The organism is Microcoleus sp. PH2017_34_RAT_O_A, from assembly GCF_020737885.1.
Taxonomy (GTDB): Bacteria; Cyanobacteriota; Cyanobacteriia; order Cyanobacteriales; family Microcoleaceae; genus Microcoleus.
Window position 1 is genome coordinate 1 of sequence record NZ_JAEQDD010000011.1, and the last position, 20,675, is coordinate 20,675.

Below are 20,675 nucleotides of genomic sequence, written 5' to 3' on the forward strand. Positions count from 1 at the left end.
CTTGTAGGGCAGATAAGATTGTCAAACTCACCAATTATCGGGAAATTATCTGCGTCTATCAGTGTTTGTTTCAAAAGTATCTGCGGTTAGCCGATTCATAGATTTATGTAGCGCGATCGCCAATGGTTGGCATCAAAAGGTTTATCATGATTTTTGGGTTAGCACGGGAACTCTCCCAAAAATTCTATTGACTCTCTGACCACTTTTGTATATATGACCACATTTATTTCCATTATACAAATAATGCATACAAAAAGCAGAGTGTCAAGCAAAAAAACATGAAAATCATCGAATCTTCTAGGCGAGTTCTTGTTTGCCAAAACCGCACTTGTCGCAAGCAAAATGCAGCCAAGGTACTGACAACTTTTCAGCAATTGTCCGGTGCAGAAGTGGAAGTTGTCGCTAGTAGTTGTTTGGGACAGTGCGGTAACGGGCCGATGGTGTTGGTGCTACCAGAAGAGGTTTGGTATAGCGGTGTTTCTGCTGAAGAAGTTGCGGCAATTACCGATCGACATTTGCGGGGTGGAAAGCCGATAGAGGCGATGCTTTATCGTAAGTTTCACCGCCATTCTGTAGGGGCGGTACCCCCGAACCCGCCCGCCGATGTTTAAGCTTTTTTGCCGTGTACTTGAATGCGTTTGTCGGTTTTTTGTTTCTTCACCCAAGAGAGAAATTTCTGGAGTTGGGGGTCATTTTTGAGCTTTTCTAGGGTGTTGAGTTCTTGGGCGAGGTGTTTGTTGTCGAAGAGAGAGTGAATCTGGCGGTGACAGGCCGAGCAAATGTCGATCGTCGGACTGGGATCTTCGTTCTTCCGCTTGGTGTTTTGTTTGGGGATGAGGTGGTGGGCGGTTAATGCTTCCATTTGTCGATCGCACAATTCGCACTGCATAATTTCCTCAATGCTGGTGGATGGGAGAATTGCTTCTTTTAATTTAGCGTAATTTAGGGCGATCGGCTTTGAGATCGTGGCCGGGTTTGTAGTGAGGACTTTAGTCCTTCTTTTGATGAGGACTGAAGTCCTCACTACAAACTGTCGATCGCACTTCGCAAACAATAAAAAACCCCCAACCGGGGGTCTTAATTTCAGGTGGGACAGACCTCTTGCCTGCCCGCTAAGTACAAAAGCCTACGCTCAAATTATGTACAGCAGCACAAACAAAACAATCCAGATCACATCGACAAAGTGCCAATAAATCTCAGTCGCTTCGATGCCGAAGTGGTGTTCGCTGGAATAGTGATCTTGTACGCGCGATCGCCAAACGACCCCAGCCATCAGCACCACTCCAAACGTCACGTGCAAACCGTGAAAAGCAGTCAAAACGTAAAAGCAACTGGCATACAAATTAGTCGTCAACCCAAACTCTAAATGAGTATATTCGTAAACTTGACCGCACAAGAAAACGACGCCCATAGCGATAGTCACGAGCAACCAATTTCGCATACCCGTCGCATCATTCTTTTTGATCGCAGCATCCGCATTGTGAATCACAAAACTACTAGCAATCAGAATCACCGTGTTAATTCCCGGCAGCAATAACTCGCGATCGGGTGTACCTTCAGGCGGCCACATCGGGGCCATCGCCCGATAAATCAAATACGCGGCAAACATACCCATAAATATCATGCCTTCAGATCCCAAGAACACAAGTACGCCTAGCATTCTGTGGTCGGGATGCTCTTCGCCGTGCGCTTCTATTTCGGCGCTGTGGTGGTAATTTAGAGCCGTTTTTTCTGGATCGATCGCTGGAATTTGTTGCATAATAAATTGCTAGTTGGTAATGGATGTTGAAGGAAGAAGGAAGAAGGAAGAAGGAAGAAGGAAGAAGGAAGAAGGAAGAAGGAAGAAGGAAGAAGGAAGAAGGAAGAAGAAGGAAGAAGGAAGAAGGAAGAAGGAAGAAGGAAGAAGGAAGAAGAAGGAAGAAGGAAGAGAACATTCGTGCCAACAATTGTCTGAAAATCTTTGTATCTCTCGTTTATAGCGGAGGCTCGATCCCCCTAAATCCCCCTTAAGAAGGGGGACTTTGAGTGTGTCCGGTTCCTGCATTCTCAAGGGGGGCTTTGAGTATGTCCAATTCCTGCATTCTCAAGGGGGGTTTTGAGTATGTCCAATTCCTGCCTTCTCAAGGGGAGCTTTGATTGCTTCTTGTCCCCCCCGACCTAAGGGGGGCTAGGGGGGATCGAGAGCTTAATCGTCAGACAGCAGAGCGGTACTAGGTTTGACGTGTTTGTTGACTGATGACTGATGACGTTCGCGAGCGGGGACGCTCGCGCTAATCACTAATGACTAATTGCTATCTTGACTTTCATCACCAGGAGAATCAACGTTTATCTCTGATTCAGGCTCGACCAAAGTAGCAGTCCCGCCAAAGAAAGTGGAAACTTGAGCCTCCGCAATCGGAATACCCCGTTTCTGGGCGTTGCGTGTCGCATTTTCCCTCAACTTCAGCCTGAGACGTTCGCCAGTGTTCTGAATTTTTTCCATGCCGTAATCGTAAGGCCCGGTTGCCAATACCGGTATTCCTTCAAAATTTTCGATCGGCGGTGGCGAAGTCGTCATCCATTCCAAACTTAAAGCTTGCCAAGGATTGTCACCTGCTTTCGGGCCGTACCTCCAACTCCAAATCACGTTAACAATAAACGGGATTGTCGAGACTGCCAGCATATAAGCGCCCACAGTACAAATGACATTAATTGTCGTAAATTTCGGGTCGTACATTGCCACCCGCCTGGGCATTCCCTGCATCCCCAAAGCGTGCATCGGCAAGAAAGTTACAGTAAAGCCCACATAGGTTAAAACAAAGTGAACTCTACCCCAAAATTCGTTAAGCATCCGCCCCGTCATTTTGGGGAACCAGTGGTAAAAAGCCGCGTAAATTCCAAACACTGAGCCGCCAAACAGCACGTAGTGTAAGTGAGCGACGATAAAATAAGTATCGTGAACGTGAATGTCGAAAGGTACGGAAGCTACCATGATCCCGGTGATGCCACCGAGGAGGAATGTTGAGATAAAACCCATCCCAAATAACATCGCACTCACTAGGCGGAGTTTGCCGCCCCAAATAGTTGCCAACCAGCTAAATATTTTGATCCCAGTGGGTACGGCGATGATCATGGTGGTGATCATGAAAAACATCCGCAGCCAGCCGGGAGTACCGCTGGTAAACATATGGTGCGCCCACACGATTAAGCCCAAAAAGCTGATGGCGAGACTGGAATAGGCGATCGCCAAATAACCAAAAATTGGCTTGCGCGAGTGCACTGGCAACACTTCTGAAATCACCCCAAAAAAGGGCATGATCATAATGTAAACAGCCGGGTGCGAATAAAACCAGAATAAATGCTGGTAGACGACCGGATCGCCGTTACCAGTCGGGTTAAAAAATGCCGTTCCCGCTAACAAGTCAAAGGATAGCAAAATCAAGGCTGCTGCTAGCACTGGAGTAGCAACTAAAGTCAGCGCTGAAGTCGCAATCATTGCCCAGCAAAACAAAGGCATTTCATTGAGACTCATGCTCGGAACCCGCATCGTGAATATGGTAACGGCAAAATTTACCGCCCCCAAAATCGAAGAAGTTCCCAGGAACAAAACGCTGAGAATCCAAATTTCTTCCCCCATTTGAGCAGTAACTAAGCTCAAAGGCGGATAGGAAGTCCAACCAGCCTGGGGAGCTCCCACCAAAAAACTGCTCAACAGCAATACGCCGGCTACGGGAATCATCCAAAAAGCCAGGGCATTGAGCCGGGGAAATGCCATATCTTTTGCCCCAATCATCAGGGGAATCAAAAAGTTAGCAAATCCGGCGCCTGCGGGGACAATCCATAGGAAAATCATCACCGTGGCGTGAACAGTAAATAAACTGTTATAGAGTTCCGGGGCGACAAAATCGGAGTCGGGTGTGGCGAGTTCGGTTCGCACTAAGGTAGCCATCACGCCGCCGATTAGATAGAATCCAAAAGTTGTAACTAGGTATTGAATACCGATGACTTTGTGGTCGGTATTAAATGTGAAATAATCTCGCCAATGTCTATCGGCGGGTGCTGTTCCGCGAGCATCTATGTTGGCAGTTTCTTGGAACTGTGCTTGTGTCATAGTTATTAGTCATTAGTTATTAGTCATTAGTTATTTGCTCTGGATTAAATATCCATTGCCAGGAACTAATGACTATTTTTTGTGATGAGTTGGATGAAGTTGTTCTAGACTTTCGGGATTAATTTTTATTTCCCTGACGTAGGGAGCTAAGAATTCCCCGTCTGACATTTTTTCGGGATTGATGGCAACTGCTTGCTCTAAGTTTTGAGCGCTAGCAACTTGCTGTTCTTTCACCCAAAGGTCGAAGTCTTCGGGTGTGTGAACGAATGCTACAGCTTTCATTGCTCCGTGATATGCGCCGCACAATTCAGCACAAACAATTCGGTATTCGCCGACTTTGTTTGGTATAAATCTTAGTTCGCTTCCTCGCCCAGGAATTGCATCTTGTTTGAGCCGAAATTCGGGCATCCAAAATGCGTGCAGCACGTCTTGAGCTGCAAGATTTAGCTGTACGTCGCCGTTGAGTGGCATATGCAGTTCACCGGAACTAACGCCACTTTCTGGATAGCTAAAAATCCAGGCGTACTGCAAACCCATGACATTTACTACTAAGTCTGCTGGTTTTTCTTCGTTTTCTGGGGCAGCACCTACGCCTAGGGCAATTTGTTTTTCTGGCTGAATTTGAGGTGCTTTTTGTGGTGTATCTGACAGGGTGCCTGCGATCGCACTTCCGCGCATTTTAGAGTGCGATTGCATTGTACCGTGATCGTGATTACCCATCGGATCGAGGCCACCCATTGAGTTGTAAATCTCAAAACTGTAGACTCCGATACCTAAAATAATCACCGCTGGTAGGGCTGTCCATAGAATTTCTAAGGGAAAGTTATCATGCCAAGCTGGCCCGTCTGTATTGTCTCCTTCACGACGGCGATATTTAATTACAGCAACGACTATCACTCCGTGGACTAGGATAAATAATCCTATGGAAAGTGTCATCATTGTGTTGAATAGTCCGTCTATCTGCGATGCTTGAGCCGAGGCGGCGATCGGCATTAATCCATGATTCTGGCCGTACCAGAGACTGATCAGAGTCACTCCGATGCCGACGAGCATGGTGAGGATGGAACTTGGAATGTTCAAGCTAGTACCTTTTAGTAGCGACACTTCTTCGCTGGAATAATTAGGGAAGCGCCTCTGGGTTGTCAATTTTTAATTGTAGATTGACATTTTGAACACAATGCCTATCTTAAGGCTTACTTAATGCTTAGTATTTTTGGGCGATCGCTCCTTCGCATGAATACGGCTTATGTCCCTTGACAAAAATCAGAAAAAATGGTAACAAATTTGTTTTCTTTGCTACTAAATTTGAGATTGTTTTTCAAACACCATTAAATGCTGCTGGGGTAACATATCTTTTGTCTCTTTCCATACTAAACCGACGGCGGCCATTTCTTTTTTCACCTGTTTCTGGGTCATTTTGTGCAAACCTTTAATGGGAAGCAGCGGATTTTCGCCCCGATACTCGATCGATACTGTGCGGCCTCCTGGTTTCAGTGCTTTGACAATTCCTTGCATCATTTCTCTGGGATATGCGAATTCGTGATAGGCATCCACCATCACAACTAAATCGACGCTGTTTTCCGGCAAATTGGGATTGTCGATACTTCCCAAAACTGGCTCAACGTTAGCGATATTTTTTTCTTGTTTATTTAATTCAATAAAGTTGAGCATTTCCGGCTGTACGTCAACGGCGAAAACTTTTCCTTCGGGAACTAGGGGGGCGATACGAAAGCTAAAATATCCGGTTCCGGCTCCAATGTCTGCTACAATGTCGGTTGGTTTTAAATCTAGATTGTTGACTAATCGAGCTGATTTTTCTTCCATGCCACGAGATGGTCTTTCCAGCCAACTAGCGCCTTGATATCCCATGACTTGGGCAATTTCTCGACCCATGTAAAATTTGCCGGTGCCGTCGGGATTGTGGATTGTTCGCTGCTGATAGATTGTATCTTGGTTGGCGATTTTATTGGCTGCTGATGCGCCGAGATTGAGCGGAAATACGCAAACTATTGTCAGGATGATTGCTGTTAATAATTTAATTAATTGTGGGATTTTATTCACGGTATTTATGATTGTGTATTTGAATGGTTACTCGCGATCTGCCCATTGGTGACGACTTAATGTTAAACGTAATTAGGTACGTAGTTGCGCTTGGGCGCTCTTTATAATATAAGCTAAGAGCGCTGAAGCGCAACTACGTACCTTAGGAATATTGAGAATAGTTCAAGATTTAGCTGACGGCGGATGATAATAATTTGATTGTACCAGCAGTTGCGTCGATTTCGACTTCTTTGCCGATCGGCAAAGTGAACTTATCCCGAATGTGTCCCACCATCGAACCGTACCAGGCGGGAATATTCAAGGGGCGAATGCGATCCGTCAAGACTTGAGACAAGGTGAGGGACTCTTGCGGTTTTTCGGCCTCGCACTTGGTGCACTGTCCGAAAACAAAACCGGATATTTTATCAAGAATGCCTGCTAATTGGAGCTGCGTCAACATTCGATCGATACGATAAACCTCTTCGCTAACTTCCTCGACAAACAAAATACTGTTTTCCCAATCCGGCAAATAAGCTGAACCGATTAGTGTTGAGATTACTGATAAATTGCCGCCGATGAGTTTTCCCCTAGCTGTGCCGCGCCGGATGGTCTCTACAGGCATAGTTTTGGAGTTTTGCATGGTCACAGAACCTCCGTCAAACAAAACTTTTTTGACGTAATCTACTGTAAAGGGACTCCAACTTGAGACACCTAAAGGGCCGTGAAAAGTAACTATATTAGTTTTAGCATGAATTGCCAATAATAGGGCAGTAATATCGCTGAATCCCATAATAATTTTGGGATTGTTGCGGATTGTATTGTAATCCAAGAGCGGCAAGATGCGACCGCAGCCCCAGCCGCCCATCCCGGTAAAAATAGCTTGCACTGAGTCGTCGGCAAAGGCTGCGTTGACATCGGCGGCGCGATCGGCATCTTTGCCTGCTAAGTAGCCGTAGCGGTCGTAAAAATGCTCTCCTAGCTTAACTTTTAAGCCTAGGTTATCCAGCACTTTGAAAAATTGCTGCACTTCTTTTTCGTAGTTGAAAGCGGCAGGATTGATTAAGGCTACTGTATCGCCGACTTTGAGGCGGCGCGGCTCGATCGCACTTTTCGACAATAGGTTGTTTTGGGCGATGGGTAAAAGCTGAGTACCAATAGCAGTCAGCCCAAAAGTTCTGAGCAGGTAGCGGCGGGCGAAAGTCATAACTGTTAGGTAATTTGTGCTATAATTGTATAGCAAAATTTCTGCCAGCTCAGCTAAAAATTGCCAGTTGCGAATGAAAACAGACAGTAAAATCTCAGCTAAAAAATCCTGGGCCAAATCTTTAGCCCGTCCTGCTGCGGAGTTTCCGCTGACTCAGCTATCGGTTAAAAGTGGTAAAATTCCCGACGGATTGCGCGGCAGTCTCTACCGCAACGGGCCGGCACGTTTGGAACGCGGCGGTGTTGCTGCGGGACACTGGTTTGATGGCGACGGTGCAATTTTGGCAGTACATTTTACTGATGTCGGTGCTGCTGCTGTTTATCGCTACGTGCAAACAGCGGGATATCTAGCTGAAGAAAAAGCCGATCGATTTCTCTACAGTAATTACGGCATGACAGCGCCGGGCCCTGTGTGGTTGCGGTGGACGAAAACAGTTAAAAATGCTGCGAATACTTCTGTTTTAGCTTTGCCCGATCGCCTTTTGGCACTATGGGAAGGTGGGCCGCCTCATAGCCTTGATTTACAAACCCTAGAAACTCTGGGAACGGACGATTTAGGCAATTTAGATAAGGAATTTAGTTATTCCGCTCACTGCAAGTGCGATCCGATTACTGGGAATATTTTTAATTTTGGAATTACACCGGGTCTGAGTCCAAAATTGAATGTGTATAAAAGCGATTTTACTGGCAAAGTCGTACAAAAATCAACTGTTTCTTTAGATGGAATTTCCCCGATCCACGATTTTGTGTTTGCGGGAAAGTATTTGATATTTTTTATTCCGCCGGTGCAAGTCAATTTGTTGCCATTGTTAGCGGGAATTAGCAGTTATAGCGAGTCCTTTAAGTGGAAACCGGAATTAGGAACGCAGATATTAGTTTTTGAATCGGAAACTCTGTCTTTAGTTAGTCGCGGCGAAACCGATGCTTGGTTTCAGTGGCATTTTGCTAACGGTTTTGTCAAGGAAGATGGTTCGGTGGCGGTAGATTTTGTGCGCTTTGCTGATTTTACAACTAATCAGCGACTGAAAGAAGTAGCGACTGGTGAAACTCACACCGATGCGGAGGGTATTCTTTGCCGAGTGCATCTCAATCCTTTGACAGGGAAAGTGACAGGAATAGAAGAATTGTTGGATAAACCTTGTGAGTTTCCGGTTGTACCTGCTTCAGAAGTAGGACAAGACTCGCGGTATATTTATCTGGCAATGTATCGGCCTGATGTTGATATTGTAGCGGAACGTTACGGCGCGATCGCCCGTTTGGACACGCAAACCCGCAATCTCACAATTGCCGACTGCGGCGAAAATCGCTATCCCGCAGAACCCATCTACGTTCCAGATATTTCATCGGAGAAAGGTTGGATTTTGACAGTTATTTACGACGGCAATTCTGATAGCAGCGAAGTGTGGATATATGAGTGCGACGGACTTTCGCGCCCGCCTGTTTGTCAGCTAGAATTGCCTGGTGTCATACCTTTGGGCTTTCACGGTACTTGGAAATCGACCGTCTGAGAAGATTGTAAAGAAGTGTTGCGGAAGATTTATTAAAAATTGTTGCAGCTTTGAGGTGGAGTTGTTAACGTGTGTGTAGATAGGAGATTCTCATATCTAGGAGGTTTCATCAGTTGACAGTTGACAGTTGACAGTTGACAGCTACCTATAGCCGTCGATAGAAGAGGATTGGAGCAATGAATCATTTTGTTTGATTTTCCCCTAAATGGGGAAGCTTCAGACCCAATTTTAAGGTATGGAATTTATGCTCTGTATTGCTCAAAAATCCCGGCGAAGGTCATTCGCGACTACACAAACAAAGTCTGCCTTCGCAGACTAAAGAAAGAGGGAAATTAAGCCAAAGTCGGTATGATTTTCCACCTGGTTTTCCCATCTCAGGTTTGTCTGCTTGAATGAGGTTGAGTAGCCAGATTTACAACCAATTTCTGGCAAACCAAAAGTTTAGTTCAACTCACGCGCCCGTTGGCGATTCAAAAGTTTTGAGTTAACTCCACAAAATTCATAACTCGCAACTTATAACTTCGCGCGCGGTGAGTATCAAAATCAGAGGGTTTTATCTATGCAGCTTCAAGGAAAAACAGCTCTAGTTACAGGGGCTTCACGTGGAATTGGGCGATCGATCGCCCTGGAATTAGCCAGACAAGGAGTCAAACGCTTGCTGATTGTAGCGCGCAACCGCCACCAGTTGATCGAATTGGCAGAGGAAATCGATGTTTTTGGTACAGAAGTAGTGCCGTTAGCTTTAGATTTAACTCAGTCAGTGGCGGTGAATATTGCGATCGCCCAAGCTTGGCGAGATAACGGCCCGATTCACCTGCTAGTCAACTGTGCAGGCGTCGCGCACCAAGCATCATTCTTGCGATCGCCGCTACCGTTAATTGAGGAAGAAATCGCCTTAAATTTGCTCGGAACCTACACAATCACCCGGTTAATAGCGAGGCGAATGGCTGCCCAAAAAGACGGAACAATCGTCAATGTTTCGAGCTTGATGGGCAAAATTGCCGCTCCTACAATGGCAACTTATTCTGCTACTAAATTTGCCATTTTGGGCTTTACCCAAGCATTACGCAGCGAGTTAGCCGCCTACAATGTCCGAGTCACAGCTTTGCTACCATCTCTCACAGATACCGACATGGTGCGAGACTTAGAACAATTCCGCTGGGTAGTGCCCACAACTCCCGAAAAAGTTGCCCTAGCACTTGTCGCGGGATTGCACAAAGATGCGCCGGAAATCTTGGTAGGATATCAAAGTCATTTAGCAGTTTGGTGTCACAGAATTGCGCCTTGGTTGCTGGATTTGGTGTTGCGGATGGCAACTCCTGAACTTAGGGATAAATCCCAGCGCGATCGCAAATTGCGATCGGTTTTAGCTGGCGGGCGATAAATCTGTTTCGGCTACGTAGGGTGCGCTTCGGCGCACCTTACGGTTACTCGGCGGTTGAAACCGCGTCTACACAAACGATGTCCGCCTCCGCGGACTAAGAAATAAAGCGATCGCAGGGTGTACGTTTCTGTTAAAGTTAATATTATTCTAAATAATATTAAGCTTGCCAGAATGAACAATATAAAATCATTACTGAATTACAAGAGTAGCCAAAAACAAAAAATTTCAGTTCCTCCAAGTCCTCTGGTTGAATTTGCCTCAAGTTGGCGGATAGCTTGGGGGAAAATAGACGCGATCGCAGATGATGCAGCGTGGCGAGAAGGTCAAATTGCGATTATTTGCTCTAACCCAAGTGTTCAGCTAATTCTCAGTCCCTCTGAAAAATTTGTGATTGTAGGCGATATTTGGCTCAGCAATCGATCGCAATTGCTGGAAAAATTGGGCATTTCTGCGAGTAGTTGGCAGGGGTGCGATCGCCAATTAGTGGCTCAACTGTGGGAACGCTGGGGCCCTGAATGCTTGCCGCTGCTGGCGGGTATGTTTGCGTTTGCGGTTTGGGATCGTCAATCGCAGGTTTTGCGGCTGGCGCGCGATCGCACGGGCGCGCGCACTCTGTACTACACTACTGTTGGCGCGACTCGCTGGATTGCGCCTCAACTGCGGGCGATCGCAAAATACCACTCAAGGGCGATCGACCTCACAGCCCTGCGAGATTACCTCTGTTGTTCGTTCGTTCCAGGCGATCGTACCCTGTGGCAGCAAGTCCGAGAACTGCGCCCAGGAAGCATTTTAAGCATTCCTGACGAGACAATTTCGGCATACTGGGAACTGCGAGAACAAGTTGTCGAGGCGGAACAATCTTTAGAATGGCACGGCGCGAGATTGCGAACTCTTTTAGATGAAATTGTCCGGGAATATTTGCCAGCAAATCAACCTGTAGGCGTCTTTCTTTCCGGCGGGTTAGACTCTAGCTGCATCGCGGCTTTAGCTGCTCAATTTTGCGATCGACCAATTCACACTTACTCAATTCATTTTGGCGAAGAATGCGCCAACGAATTAGAGTTTTCCAGTTTAGTCGCCCAACACTGTCAAACTGAACACCACATTTTAGAAATTAGCTTTCGGGATATGTGGGAAAAGTTGCCAGAAACTATGGGTTACTTAGACGATCCGATCGGCGATCCGCTGACAGTGCCAAACTTGCTATTAGGAAGAATGGCGCGGGAATCAGTCGAAGTAATTCTGAACGGCGAAGGTGGCGATCCTTGTTTTGGTGGCCCCAAAAATCAACCAATGTTAATGAACAGCTTGTACAATTCTGTCACGAACTTGGATTCACTGCCAGCATATTTGCTTTCATTTCAAAAGTGCGCTGCGGATTTACCTCAACTGTTAAAACCGGAAATTTGGGCAGCGATGCAAGCAGAACCTTCGGTATTTAGTGCGGATTTGAATGCAAGCGGCAATTATCTGAATCGATTAATGGCATTAAATATCAAGTTTAAGGGGGCTGACCAGATTTTGACCAAAGTGAACAACTTGACTCAAGCTGCGGGCTTGCACGGGCGATCGCCTTTGTTCGATCGGCGAATCGTGGATTTGAGTATGACGATTCCGCCTGAGTACAAATTATCCGGGGTTGTGGAGAAAGCTGTGCTCAAACAAGCGGTGGCAAATTTGCTGCCGGCTCAAATTTTAGACAGGCCCAAAAGCGGGATGCTAGTTCCCGTACAGCAAGGGTTTAAGAGGTTTTGGCAGCGGGAGGCTAGGGGTTTGCTATTGTCAAGAAGAGCTGCTATTGCTCCTTATTGTAATCAATCTTTAATTGCTCAATGGTTAGATTATGAAGGAGATACTTGGGGGCGTTATGGCGTTAAGCTGTGGCTATTGACAAGTTTAGAGCTTTGGCTGCAAGGTAATAAGTAAGATCATGTCCGAGCGATTGCACATTATATTTGTAGGGACTTAGGCAGTGCCCATTAGTGTCAACTTAAGCCTGAAACCCCTGAGAATTCTCGCTTTTACCCCAGTCTAGATCCCCCTAAATCCCCCTTAATAAGGGGGACTTTGAGGATATTTCTTGTCCCCCCCTTATTAAGGGGGGTTAGGGGGGATCGAAACTTTGATACCAACAAGAGAGACGGCCGGTTTGACGTTAAGTTGACACCAATGGGCACTGCCGTGTCCTTTCCTCGTAACCCCACAAACCTCAACCAAAACTGTCAACAACATAGATAGAACTCTCCGTGCCACCTAGCAGAATCAAAGTGCTATCATCGCCACCTAAATCTCGACTACCCGCAATTCCTCGATTCAAAATTTGAATCAGTTTTTGAGGACTAAACGATTCCAATTCTACATAATTACCTAATTCCAACCACTGCAATTCCTCAGCAGATAAATCTTGGCGAATCTCTGGTCGCAATTTCACAGCATCTCGTGCATTTTTTTCGGAACTCAAAACAAACATACTGCTGCCACCCGCCAGAATTTGCTTTGGTAACAATCCAATATCAATAATTATCGCACTGTTATCTGGGAACCAATTAGGACTCGTGCGTAGCTGGTTAACTAAACCAATTCCTTTGGGACTGCAATCGTGCAAAGCGTACACTTTTAAGTCGGGATTGCGGCGCAGCATTTCCATCGTTGTATCGAAGATACTTTGAGGATATCCGGTAACACTGAGGACTGCACAGTTGTTTTCAAAGTGAAAATAGTTGGCGATTAAGAATTGGGCAATTTCCGGGCGATCGCACACCAGCAATCTATCGAAACTGTAAGCGCTGACATCAGGACTGACGGTGACATTTGCATTTGTATCGCGGGGAGGTGGTAGCATTTTAGTCATAGAATTAATGGTTGTCCAAGTATTAATCCAACCTTGAAACTGATTTGACTCAATCGTAAAGTCTTGACTATTTGCAGGTTTATTTTCATTTTTTAATCCACCCAAATAGATAGATGTTATTCCGATAATGCAGCTTGCTAAAAACAGCGAAAAGGAACTTGATAACAGATTAAAACCAATTCCGAATACCAGAACTATTACTCCCCTAATTTGCAAATTTTTTGCAAATTTCTGGCGTTGTTGATACAGATACTTGCTAGAACGGCTAGCAGTAAAAGTTTTTGCAATCAATAAACTATTAATCGCAAACATTATGAGACTCCAAGCTATACTCGATTCAGGAAATAGAATCAATGTGCAGAAAAGAGCCAAGATACCCGAAACTATATTAATAATTAGGTATCCGGGGATTGTGTGGGACATATCATCAATTATTGGTTTCGATCGCTTGTCTAAAAGGTAAAATAACTGTTTAGGGGTAAAAAACAGCGTATCGTTAACCGAAATATCTGCGATCGCCTTGGCAAACATCGGGTCAGTTATTTTGACACCAGTCATTGCAGTCGGTTCAAAAGCAAACTTATGGCCGCACTTGAGACAGCGGCCGCGCCACGCTGTGCGGTCTTTTAACTTGTTTTCAGTTCCACATTTGATGCACTTCATAAAAGTCTCCTATTGATTATTCAAAAAACTTGATTTGCTAGCAAAATGCTGTAATCTTCTCTTTGGCGAATTAGGCGATGTTGGCTATTTTCTAACAGCACTTCCGCAGGTTTTGGGCGGTGCAAAAAGTGCGACGACATGGCATAGCCGTAAGCTCCCACATCTAAAATACCAAGGATTTCGCCAATAGTCAAAGCCGGAAGTTGACAGTTTTTCCCCAAATAATCTCGCGAATAAGTCGTATTGCCACAAACATCAGTAAAATGTAGAGCATCCCGACAATTCCAGGTACAAATTTCTCGATAACCACCATGAACCGACGGTACTGAAAGATTAGCAACAGTCGTATCTACACCGACAATTTGTTTAGCTTCCTGCCATTTTGTGGAAACAACTTGAGCCAGCAAAGTAGCACATCCTGCTACAGCGGCTCTTCCAGGTTCAATTATTAATTCAATTGCGCGGTCTAATTGACTAATTCTACTGGTCAATTCTGCCCCAAATAGTTCCCAATCAAAGGCTGTACCGCCACTGTGGTAAGGATAGCCAAAGCCCCCGCCAAAGTCGAGATATTCCCAATCTGGCAATTGCTGGGCTGCGGCAATTATGGTATCAATTACTTGAGTAAAGGCTGCGGTAGAATTGGTGCCGGTACCGCGATAGAAATGTAAGCCACTCAGCTTTAATCCGGCTGTTTTGGCGATCGCAATTGCTGCGGGAAATTCGGGCGATCGCACTCCAATGCGACTTTCCCCCGTTAATTCGGGCAAATTCAGCCTCAAACCCAGACTGGGCGGTTCTAAAGCCTGCTGGTTTTCCCTGAGAGATTGGTACACTTCGCAGCACAACTGCAACTGGCTAAGACTGTCGAAATTCAGAGTTTTGACACCCCATTTGAGAACTTGTTCCATCTCATCTCGGTGCAAATTGCTGCCGCTGTAAACAATATTTTTGGGCGCAAAACCAGCCTGAATTCCCAAATAAATATCTCCCGGTGTATTGGCGTGCAATCCCCACCCGCTATCCCGAAAAATTTGCAGCAGGGCGATGCTACCATTGGTGACGCTGGCAAAACAAAATTGAGTTCGCGGATAGTCAATTGCCTTAGTAATGCGGGCAATGGTTCGACGCAAAATGTCGCTTTGATAAACGTACAGCGGCGAACCGTAGGTAGCTAATAACTCTTGGGCTAGGGCAAGAGTGAAAGGCGGTTGTTTGATGATTGATTTGCGATCGGTAATTGTTTGCATAAGTGTAAAGTATGTATTTAGTCTCGCGTTGCGCGGACTTGGTTTGTGTAGACGCGGTTTCAACCGCCGAGTAATCAAGGGAGTAGCTTTCATTCTCCCCACCGCTGACGGTAATTCCAAACCTGTCGAGGCAACCAAAAGGGATGATTCCAAGATTTATTTTTCACATTTTTACCTAAAATTTGCGATCGCCAATTTTGCCACATCACCAACAGCCAAATCATTTCCCCAATACGCCGCCCTTGAATTCCGGCTGCGAATTTGCCGGACATAATTTGAGCCGCTAAATCTGGTTTCCAGTGTTTCTCCGATCGCAACACGGCAGGATTCAACCAATCGCCGATGTCATGCCAAAATTCATTAAAACACCACGAAGTTAAGGGCACGCCCATACCGCGCTTTTCCCGCCACACTATGTCCGCAGGTAGCCAATTTTCTACCGCCCGTTTGAGGATGTATTTCTCGCAAGCACCTCGCAAACACAGTTCTCCCGACAGTTGAAATGTCCAGTCTGTGAGGGCAAAATCGCAAAAGGGCGATCGCACTTTCAGACCAAAAGCCAAAGCCAAATTAGCAGCCCGCGGATGGATGTTCTGCGCGCCTTTCAGCATCAAACCCGCGCGGCGGAGGCGGTGCAGCAAAGACGCGCCCACAGAAGGATTAAGAGCCTCTAACAGCCAATTTTGAGGCTGCAAATCCTGAATTTGAGTGTAAATTTCCGGCTGATAAACTTTAGATTCGTATCCCCAAAGGCGGTGAAAAGTTCGCAAATATTGCAAGGCAAAAGTTTGGTCTCCGGCGGGATTTGCTGCTTGATAAACAGCCGCTGCAATCAGGGGTTTATTCGTCCAGCCTGCAAATAACTGATCGCCACCTTCGCCGTTAAAAACGATCGCACATTCTTGACTCGCAGCCTCATTTAACAGGTACAGCGGGACTGTAACTCCGTCACCAAAGGGCAAATCTAAAGCTTTCACCGCAGAATGCAAGACTTGTTTAATCCGATGTGGCCTAGCATCTACTTTTACCAAGGGAATGTTCAGCGAATCGGCAACTTTTTGGGCCCAAGGATATTCAGGAATTCCGGCCTCGCCGAAGTCGAGAGTATAAGCGCGGACTTTGACTCCGGCTTTGACTAATAAGGCTGCGACTACTGAGGAATCTAAACCGCCTGATAGAAATACTCCGACATTTTCATTACTATTTATATCAGAAATTTGACGTTCTACAGCATTTTTAAGTAAGTTTTGTAATTGTGTTATTGCTTCTGCTTCGTCTTGTATTTTTTCTGAACTTTCTCGCCATTCTAACAAGCATTTGGATGGATTGTTCAGAATGACACCGCTCTCTCGATCGCACTCCCATGTCAATTCGGTTCCGGCGGGAACTGCGAACACATTTTCTACAGGAGTTAAGGGAGTTGGAACGTAGGAAAAACAGCTATAACCGTACAAACTTGGAATGCTGATATCTGGTTTTTTGCAAATATTTAACAGCAGTTGTAAACTCGATGCAAACCAAATACTCTGCCCGATTTGCGTCCAGTAAAGTGTTACTCGCCCAAAGGGTTCTCGTCCCAAAATTAGGCAATTTTTGCGGACGTTTGCCCAGGCATCAGGTAACAGCAAACCGTTGGATGATGGATAAGTCGATAGCCCAGATGCTGAGAGGGCAGCGATTTGCCAAGTTTTAGCGCTTTTTTGGGTTGGCAAGTGCTGCGGGCGATCCTCTTCGAGGGCTTCGCTAACGCACTCCGTACTGACAACATTCCAAATTGGGTAATTTTCGTCGCCTGTGGTGGCGAAACTGGACAAATTATCGACTTTTTGGACTGGGATTTCTGTTGCAGATTGGCTAACTATTTTGGCTAGCAGTGCTTCCAATTTATCGCGGGAATCGCTGCCCCAGTATCCTATAAATTGACGCTTTTTGTTTATTTTTACCATGTTAAAATGAATCCATAGGCGAGTTTTTGATGATTATTTAACTTCAAAGGATGTACTGCCGATCGCCCGACTTTCAAGAAACATTTTAACTTGCCACTTTCCGGTAGCAGTAGCACTACCAATTTTGTAACGACATTGAGTATTCCAAATGGATTTGTCGATTTCGCGAGTTTGATAGCGGTTTTGTTTGACAACTTGACCGCTGGGATCGATCCAATCGCAGGATATCGATAGTTTTTTGCCTAATGGTGCGTCTTTTAAGGTAGTACGGTAAAAGATTTCGGGATTGTTTTGGCGGGAAATAACAGTCAAATTGCCGCCATCATCCTGCACCGAAGTTATGCGATTTTGTTGCATTGAAACGCGGGCGATCGCTTGTTCATTTTGGTAAATGTAGAATCCGGTAATTGCGATCGGTACCACCCCAACTACCACCGCTAACAATCCAAAAATCCACCGATTGCGTTGCTGCTTTGCCAGTGCCTCCCGACGCTGTAACTGGATTAAAGCCTCATCTAGCAACTCAGTCGGCAAGCCCAATTCCTGCAAAACTTGTGTGACTTCTTCGGAACTAAGTTCAGCCTCCCGGACGTTAGAAAGGCGTTCTACTTCAGCTACTATTTGCGTTAATTGAATTTGAGTCAGTCGATTTTCCATATATTAAGAAGCTGTAGGATTTTTTCATGAATGTGGTTTACTAACACCTGTCAATTAACATTATGAAACAGGCTGAGCTTCAAGTCAATTCATAAACATCATAATTTTGAACTCATAAAAGTCATAATTAATCGTTGGCGCTGTTGAATTTTGTTCGGAATTTCCCCAACCAATTGCTAAACTGAGCTTGTAGTGCGATTAAGAGCCCGATAGCTACGCGCACGCGTACTTTTGCCTAAAATGAACAACAGCCTAATCGAGTCCAATCCGATAAACACCCACTGGGATTGCCCTGAGTGCGGTGGCACAGGTACTGTCAACGGAGAAACTTGCTCCGAATGTCTCGGAGCAAAATACATTGATATTGATGCGCTAACTAGCTGGATGCTCGATTTTATGGAATCTCGCGGCTGCAATCCTGATGAAATCGACCAATTGCGAACCGAAAACCCAGATGCGCTGACATTAACATTTTGCCTCGAACTTTGTATCGCCCTTAAATAAACAACGATATCAAGTCTGCTTAATTGCTTATAAATCATTTACGGGCATCGGCCAAAGAGGGCATCGGGCATCGGGCAAACAGTCGGAAAAAACGCACTCTACAAGTTGATTTAACTGAAACGAAATAATGCCCAATTCCCTATTCCCTATTCCCAATGTCCTATTCCCTAGATTCAGTGTCCCTGCACGGGATGTTGCCCGTAATAAGGCAAAGCATCCCACCAATCAGGGCGACTTCCTTGTTTCCACTCCAAATAAGCCAAATCCAAGACGCCAGAAACCGACGCACCCAACTCGCTGCCAACTTCAATCAACTGATAGGAATTTTCCCTACTTTCGAGCTTTTCCTGCCAAGACTCCGCGGTCATTACCGCATCTGAAAACAACTCAGTTACACCAGAATTACTGTTAACTGCATAAACAGCCCCAAACAATTGCCCCCGCTGTGCAGGCATTTGCAGCGCAATATCCTGAGTTGACATAGATTTTTTACTGATATCATAAGCAACAGCCGCCAAAGTTGAAATAGTAAAAACCGGAATATTCAACTGTTGAGCCAAAGTCCGCGCCGTCACCATACCCATGCGAGTCCCCGTAAAACCTCCGGGCCCCTTTGCTACTGCAATAAAAGCCAAATCTGCCCAAGTTTGCGGCGCGATAAACTCTACTAAATACTGGTGTAAATCCGTTGCTAAACTGCGGCCCAAATTCCAAGTTTGGCAGCGATTATCGCCGGAAAAATTGCTGATTGCTAAACCTAATTCGGGTGTTGAGGTGTGCAACGCTAAGCCGTATTTTTTAACTAATGTTCCGTCTTGGGGATTGCTATTCACGATTACTGATAATTTTCCTTCACAAAAAACAGCGGCAATGCCACAACCAAGCAACCCAATAGAATGCCAAATATTCCCGTGTTTAAAATCCTTGAATTGCCCATGCCACCAGTTATCAAAAACAGCACTACCAAACTTGCAAATAAATTCTTGTTCGCAAATTCTTTGTCTTGAGAAACTTGATGTTTGACAACCATAAAACCGGATGCAACTATAAGCGCGAACCAAGAATTAAAAATGACTATTTGAGAGCCAAAGATAAACCAAACTAAAGCAAACATGAGCGAATCGAGCCAGAAATCCTGAGTTTTCAACTTCGGAAGCCAAAATTCTTGGGTAACAACTGGGGCGATTTTCTTGGCTAATTGATTGTGTTGCAGCCGCAGGAGTTTGTTTTTTAATTGAATTTTGGGATCGATTTGCAATACTTCCTTCCACTCGGGGACGCGAGAATTGTTTACTCTTCCCAACAGCTTAATGGCTGTGACTTTATTTAACTGCAAAGCGGTGAGTTTGGTGGCAATTATTTGGGATAAGTGGGGATAGTGAACGGGATTGTCTTCGGTTCTGTTGATGACGATATTGAGCTTTTGCTTGGCTTGACTGATTTGGATTGTAACATTGTACGGGGCGATCGCCTCTTGTAAAGCTTGCTGAATTTCGGCTTGCTGTTCCCGACCCAAAAGCGCAGGTGCCGGGGCCAGTGCAGGCTTCGATTCTGCGCTTGTTTCCGGCGCATCCAGCACGGGCTGCGCGTCTAAATAGACCGGCTTGGGGTTCAACTGCCGGATGACTGCGGATGCTGAATTGTAGCGCCGGTTGGTGGCACTTTGGAGCATCGTGTCGAGGATGCGGCCGAAATCGTCGCTAACAGCACTCTTCAAATAATTGCGCCAAGCCCAGGAATCTTCGGCGCCCTCGAACAAGTCGAAGGGAGGAATGTGAGTCAGCAAGTGAATGCAAGTAACACCCAAACTGTAGATATCGCTAGCAAAAACTGCTTTTCCCATCAATTGTTCTGGGGCTGTATAAGCAGCGCTGCCGATAATTGTACCAGTTTGTGGCAATCCGGTTGCTGTTACTTTCTTTGCTGCACCAAAGTCTACTAAAACTATATCTTTTTGGAAAGGAGAGGGTTGATAGGAATTTTCTAAGGCGGGTAAAGGGGCGGGAGATAGGCGGCGGCGAATGATATTTTCTGGTTTGATATCGCGGTGAATAACTTTGGATTTGTGAACGAAGTGGATTACGGGCAATAAATCGTTGAGGATTTGTCGAATTTGGGTTTCGGTGAATGCTCCTTTTTGTTCTAATTCTTGAGCTAAATTTTTGCCGTCTATAAATTCTTGTACTAAATATTGTCTTCCCTCTTGTTCAAAATGCGCGATTAATTCGGGAATTTGGGGATGTTTTCCCAAGGTTTCTAGCTGGGCTGCTTCTTGGTGGAAGAGTTGGGCGGCTTTTTCGGCTGCGGTGTTTTGCGGGAAAAATTGCTTGATGACGCACTGCCCAAAAGTCTGGGGTTTGGTTTCATCAACTGCTAGGAAAGTTCTGCCGAAGCCTCCTTGCGCGATCGGCTTTATGGTACGGTAGCGAGATGCTGATGGCGATTGTTCGTTAGTTAACAACAATTTTGAGCCGCAACTTTGGCAAAATTCTGCATCACCGGGGTTTTGCGGATTCTGACAAGTTGGGTTTAAGCAATAGGACATTGGATTTTAGATTTTGGATTTTAGATTTTAGATT

18 protein-coding genes are annotated in these 20,675 nt (G+C 45.5%); 6 read left to right on the top strand and 12 right to left on the bottom strand.

Features of this window, described 5'->3' with window-relative positions:
• Nucleotides 1-278: 278 nt before the first annotated feature.
• A complete protein-coding gene (locus tag JGK11_RS05735) occupies nucleotides 279-611 on the top strand; it encodes a (2Fe-2S) ferredoxin domain-containing protein (protein WP_293176941.1) in 333 nt (110 codons plus the stop codon).
• On the opposite strand, the gene JGK11_RS05740 is transcribed toward JGK11_RS05735, so the two are convergent.
• Both JGK11_RS05740 and JGK11_RS05745 read right to left on the bottom strand, forming a co-directional pair.
• Complete coding sequence (locus JGK11_RS05740; RefSeq protein WP_366053435.1) at nucleotides 608-1,024, bottom strand: HNH endonuclease; 417 nt, start codon at nucleotides 1,022-1,024, stop codon at nucleotides 608-610. The genes JGK11_RS05735 and JGK11_RS05740 overlap by 4 nt on opposite strands.
• 108 nt (nucleotides 1,025-1,132) lie before the next feature.
• Nucleotides 1,133-1,759 (bottom strand): heme-copper oxidase subunit III, encoded by a 627-nt coding sequence (locus tag JGK11_RS05745; RefSeq protein ID WP_293176940.1) that lies wholly within the window; start codon nucleotides 1,757-1,759, stop codon nucleotides 1,133-1,135.
• Nucleotides 1,760-1,778: 19 nt separating this feature from the next.
• Between JGK11_RS05745 and JGK11_RS05750 the strand changes: the two genes are divergently transcribed.
• Entirely contained in the window at nucleotides 1,779-1,979 is a 201-nt protein-coding gene (locus JGK11_RS05750) for a hypothetical protein (RefSeq protein WP_293210935.1), read from the top strand.
• Between the two features lie 305 nt (nucleotides 1,980-2,284).
• On the opposite strand, the gene ctaD is transcribed toward JGK11_RS05750, so the two are convergent.
• From ctaD to JGK11_RS05770, 4 genes are all read right to left on the bottom strand, one after another.
• Complete coding sequence (ctaD, locus tag JGK11_RS05755; protein ID WP_293176938.1) at nucleotides 2,285-4,090, bottom strand: cytochrome c oxidase subunit I; 1,806 nt, start codon at nucleotides 4,088-4,090, stop codon at nucleotides 2,285-2,287.
• 72 nt (nucleotides 4,091-4,162) lie between these two features.
• Nucleotides 4,163-5,170, bottom strand: coding sequence for a cytochrome c oxidase subunit II (locus JGK11_RS05760; protein ID WP_293176942.1), 1,008 nt, complete (start codon nucleotides 5,168-5,170; stop codon nucleotides 4,163-4,165).
• A 219-nt stretch (nucleotides 5,171-5,389) separates the two neighbouring features.
• Nucleotides 5,390-6,151: a class I SAM-dependent methyltransferase gene (locus tag JGK11_RS05765; RefSeq protein WP_293205564.1), complete on the bottom strand. Its 762-nt coding sequence runs from the start codon at nucleotides 6,149-6,151 to the stop codon at nucleotides 5,390-5,392.
• A 169-nt stretch (nucleotides 6,152-6,320) separates the two neighbouring features.
• Nucleotides 6,321-7,334 (bottom strand): LD-carboxypeptidase, encoded by a 1,014-nt coding sequence (locus tag JGK11_RS05770; RefSeq protein ID WP_293193197.1) that lies wholly within the window; start codon nucleotides 7,332-7,334, stop codon nucleotides 6,321-6,323.
• Between the two features lie 73 nt (nucleotides 7,335-7,407).
• Here JGK11_RS05770 and JGK11_RS05775 point away from each other — a divergent pair, with 73 nt between their 5' ends.
• From JGK11_RS05775 to JGK11_RS05785, 3 genes are all read left to right on the top strand, one after another.
• The gene (locus JGK11_RS05775) at nucleotides 7,408-8,841 is read left to right on the top strand and encodes a carotenoid oxygenase family protein (protein WP_293176935.1); all 1,434 of its coding nucleotides are present in this window, start codon (nucleotides 7,408-7,410) and stop codon (nucleotides 8,839-8,841) included.
• 559 nt (nucleotides 8,842-9,400) lie between these two features.
• Complete coding sequence (locus JGK11_RS05780) at nucleotides 9,401-10,225, top strand: SDR family NAD(P)-dependent oxidoreductase (protein ID WP_293193195.1); 825 nt, start codon at nucleotides 9,401-9,403, stop codon at nucleotides 10,223-10,225.
• Between the two features lie 171 nt (nucleotides 10,226-10,396).
• Entirely contained in the window at nucleotides 10,397-12,151 is a 1,755-nt protein-coding gene (locus tag JGK11_RS05785) for an asparagine synthase-related protein (RefSeq protein ID WP_293193194.1), read from the top strand.
• A 283-nt stretch (nucleotides 12,152-12,434) separates the two neighbouring features.
• On the opposite strand, the gene JGK11_RS05790 is transcribed toward JGK11_RS05785, so the two are convergent.
• The 4 genes from JGK11_RS05790 to JGK11_RS05805 form a co-directional block, all read right to left on the bottom strand.
• The gene (locus tag JGK11_RS05790; protein ID WP_293176932.1) at nucleotides 12,435-13,739 is read right to left on the bottom strand and encodes a hypothetical protein; all 1,305 of its coding nucleotides are present in this window, start codon (nucleotides 13,737-13,739) and stop codon (nucleotides 12,435-12,437) included.
• Between the two features lie 20 nt (nucleotides 13,740-13,759).
• Nucleotides 13,760-14,989: a decarboxylase gene (locus tag JGK11_RS05795; protein ID WP_293210937.1), complete on the bottom strand. Its 1,230-nt coding sequence runs from the start codon at nucleotides 14,987-14,989 to the stop codon at nucleotides 13,760-13,762.
• Between the two features lie 89 nt (nucleotides 14,990-15,078).
• Nucleotides 15,079-16,935 carry an asparagine synthetase B family protein gene (locus JGK11_RS05800; RefSeq protein WP_293176930.1) on the bottom strand — a complete coding sequence of 619 codons (1,857 nt, stop codon included), beginning with the start codon at nucleotides 16,933-16,935 and terminating at the stop codon, nucleotides 15,079-15,081.
• 33 nt (nucleotides 16,936-16,968) lie between these two features.
• Nucleotides 16,969-17,592 (bottom strand): DUF3859 domain-containing protein, encoded by a 624-nt coding sequence (locus JGK11_RS05805; protein ID WP_293210939.1) that lies wholly within the window; start codon nucleotides 17,590-17,592, stop codon nucleotides 16,969-16,971.
• Nucleotides 17,593-17,832: 240 nt separating this feature from the next.
• Here JGK11_RS05805 and JGK11_RS05810 point away from each other — a divergent pair, with 240 nt between their 5' ends.
• Entirely contained in the window at nucleotides 17,833-18,096 is a 264-nt protein-coding gene (locus JGK11_RS05810; RefSeq protein ID WP_293176928.1) for a hypothetical protein, read from the top strand.
• 173 nt (nucleotides 18,097-18,269) lie between these two features.
• Here JGK11_RS05810 and tsaB read toward each other — a convergent pair whose 3' ends face one another.
• Nucleotides 18,270-18,929, bottom strand: a complete 660-nt coding sequence (gene tsaB / locus JGK11_RS05815) for a tRNA (adenosine(37)-N6)-threonylcarbamoyltransferase complex dimerization subunit type 1 TsaB (RefSeq protein ID WP_293176926.1) — start codon at nucleotides 18,927-18,929, stop codon at nucleotides 18,270-18,272.
• A 2-nt stretch (nucleotides 18,930-18,931) separates the two neighbouring features.
• Nucleotides 18,932-20,641: a serine/threonine-protein kinase gene (locus JGK11_RS05820; protein ID WP_293176924.1), complete on the bottom strand. Its 1,710-nt coding sequence runs from the start codon at nucleotides 20,639-20,641 to the stop codon at nucleotides 18,932-18,934.
• Between the last annotated feature and the right edge of the window lie 34 nt (nucleotides 20,642-20,675).

Bases quoted from the DNA above. Each gene is read 5' to 3' on its own strand.
- JGK11_RS05735 (WP_293176941.1), top strand. From the start codon at position 279: ATGAAAATCATCGAATCTTCTAGGCGAGTTCTTGTTTGCCAAAACCGC.
- JGK11_RS05745 (WP_293176940.1), bottom strand. From the start codon at position 1,759: ATGCAACAAATTCCAGCGATCGATCCAGAAAAAACGGCTCTAAATTAC.
- JGK11_RS05750 (WP_293210935.1), top strand. From the start codon at position 1,779: ATGGATGTTGAAGGAAGAAGGAAGAAGGAAGAAGGAAGAAGGAAGAAG.
- ctaD (WP_293176938.1), bottom strand. From the start codon at position 4,090: ATGACACAAGCACAGTTCCAAGAAACTGCCAACATAGATGCTCGCGGA.
- JGK11_RS05770 (WP_293193197.1), bottom strand. From the start codon at position 7,334: ATGACTTTCGCCCGCCGCTACCTGCTCAGAACTTTTGGGCTGACTGCT.
- JGK11_RS05775 (WP_293176935.1), top strand. From the start codon at position 7,408: ATGAAAACAGACAGTAAAATCTCAGCTAAAAAATCCTGGGCCAAATCT.
- JGK11_RS05780 (WP_293193195.1), top strand. From the start codon at position 9,401: ATGCAGCTTCAAGGAAAAACAGCTCTAGTTACAGGGGCTTCACGTGGA.
- JGK11_RS05785 (WP_293193194.1), top strand. From the start codon at position 10,397: ATGAACAATATAAAATCATTACTGAATTACAAGAGTAGCCAAAAACAA.
- JGK11_RS05790 (WP_293176932.1), bottom strand. From the start codon at position 13,739: ATGAAGTGCATCAAATGTGGAACTGAAAACAAGTTAAAAGACCGCACA.
- JGK11_RS05795 (WP_293210937.1), bottom strand. From the start codon at position 14,989: ATGCAAACAATTACCGATCGCAAATCAATCATCAAACAACCGCCTTTC.
- JGK11_RS05800 (WP_293176930.1), bottom strand. From the start codon at position 16,935: ATGGTAAAAATAAACAAAAAGCGTCAATTTATAGGATACTGGGGCAGC.
- JGK11_RS05805 (WP_293210939.1), bottom strand. From the start codon at position 17,592: ATGGAAAATCGACTGACTCAAATTCAATTAACGCAAATAGTAGCTGAA.
- JGK11_RS05810 (WP_293176928.1), top strand. From the start codon at position 17,833: ATGAACAACAGCCTAATCGAGTCCAATCCGATAAACACCCACTGGGAT.
- JGK11_RS05820 (WP_293176924.1), bottom strand. From the start codon at position 20,641: ATGTCCTATTGCTTAAACCCAACTTGTCAGAATCCGCAAAACCCCGGT.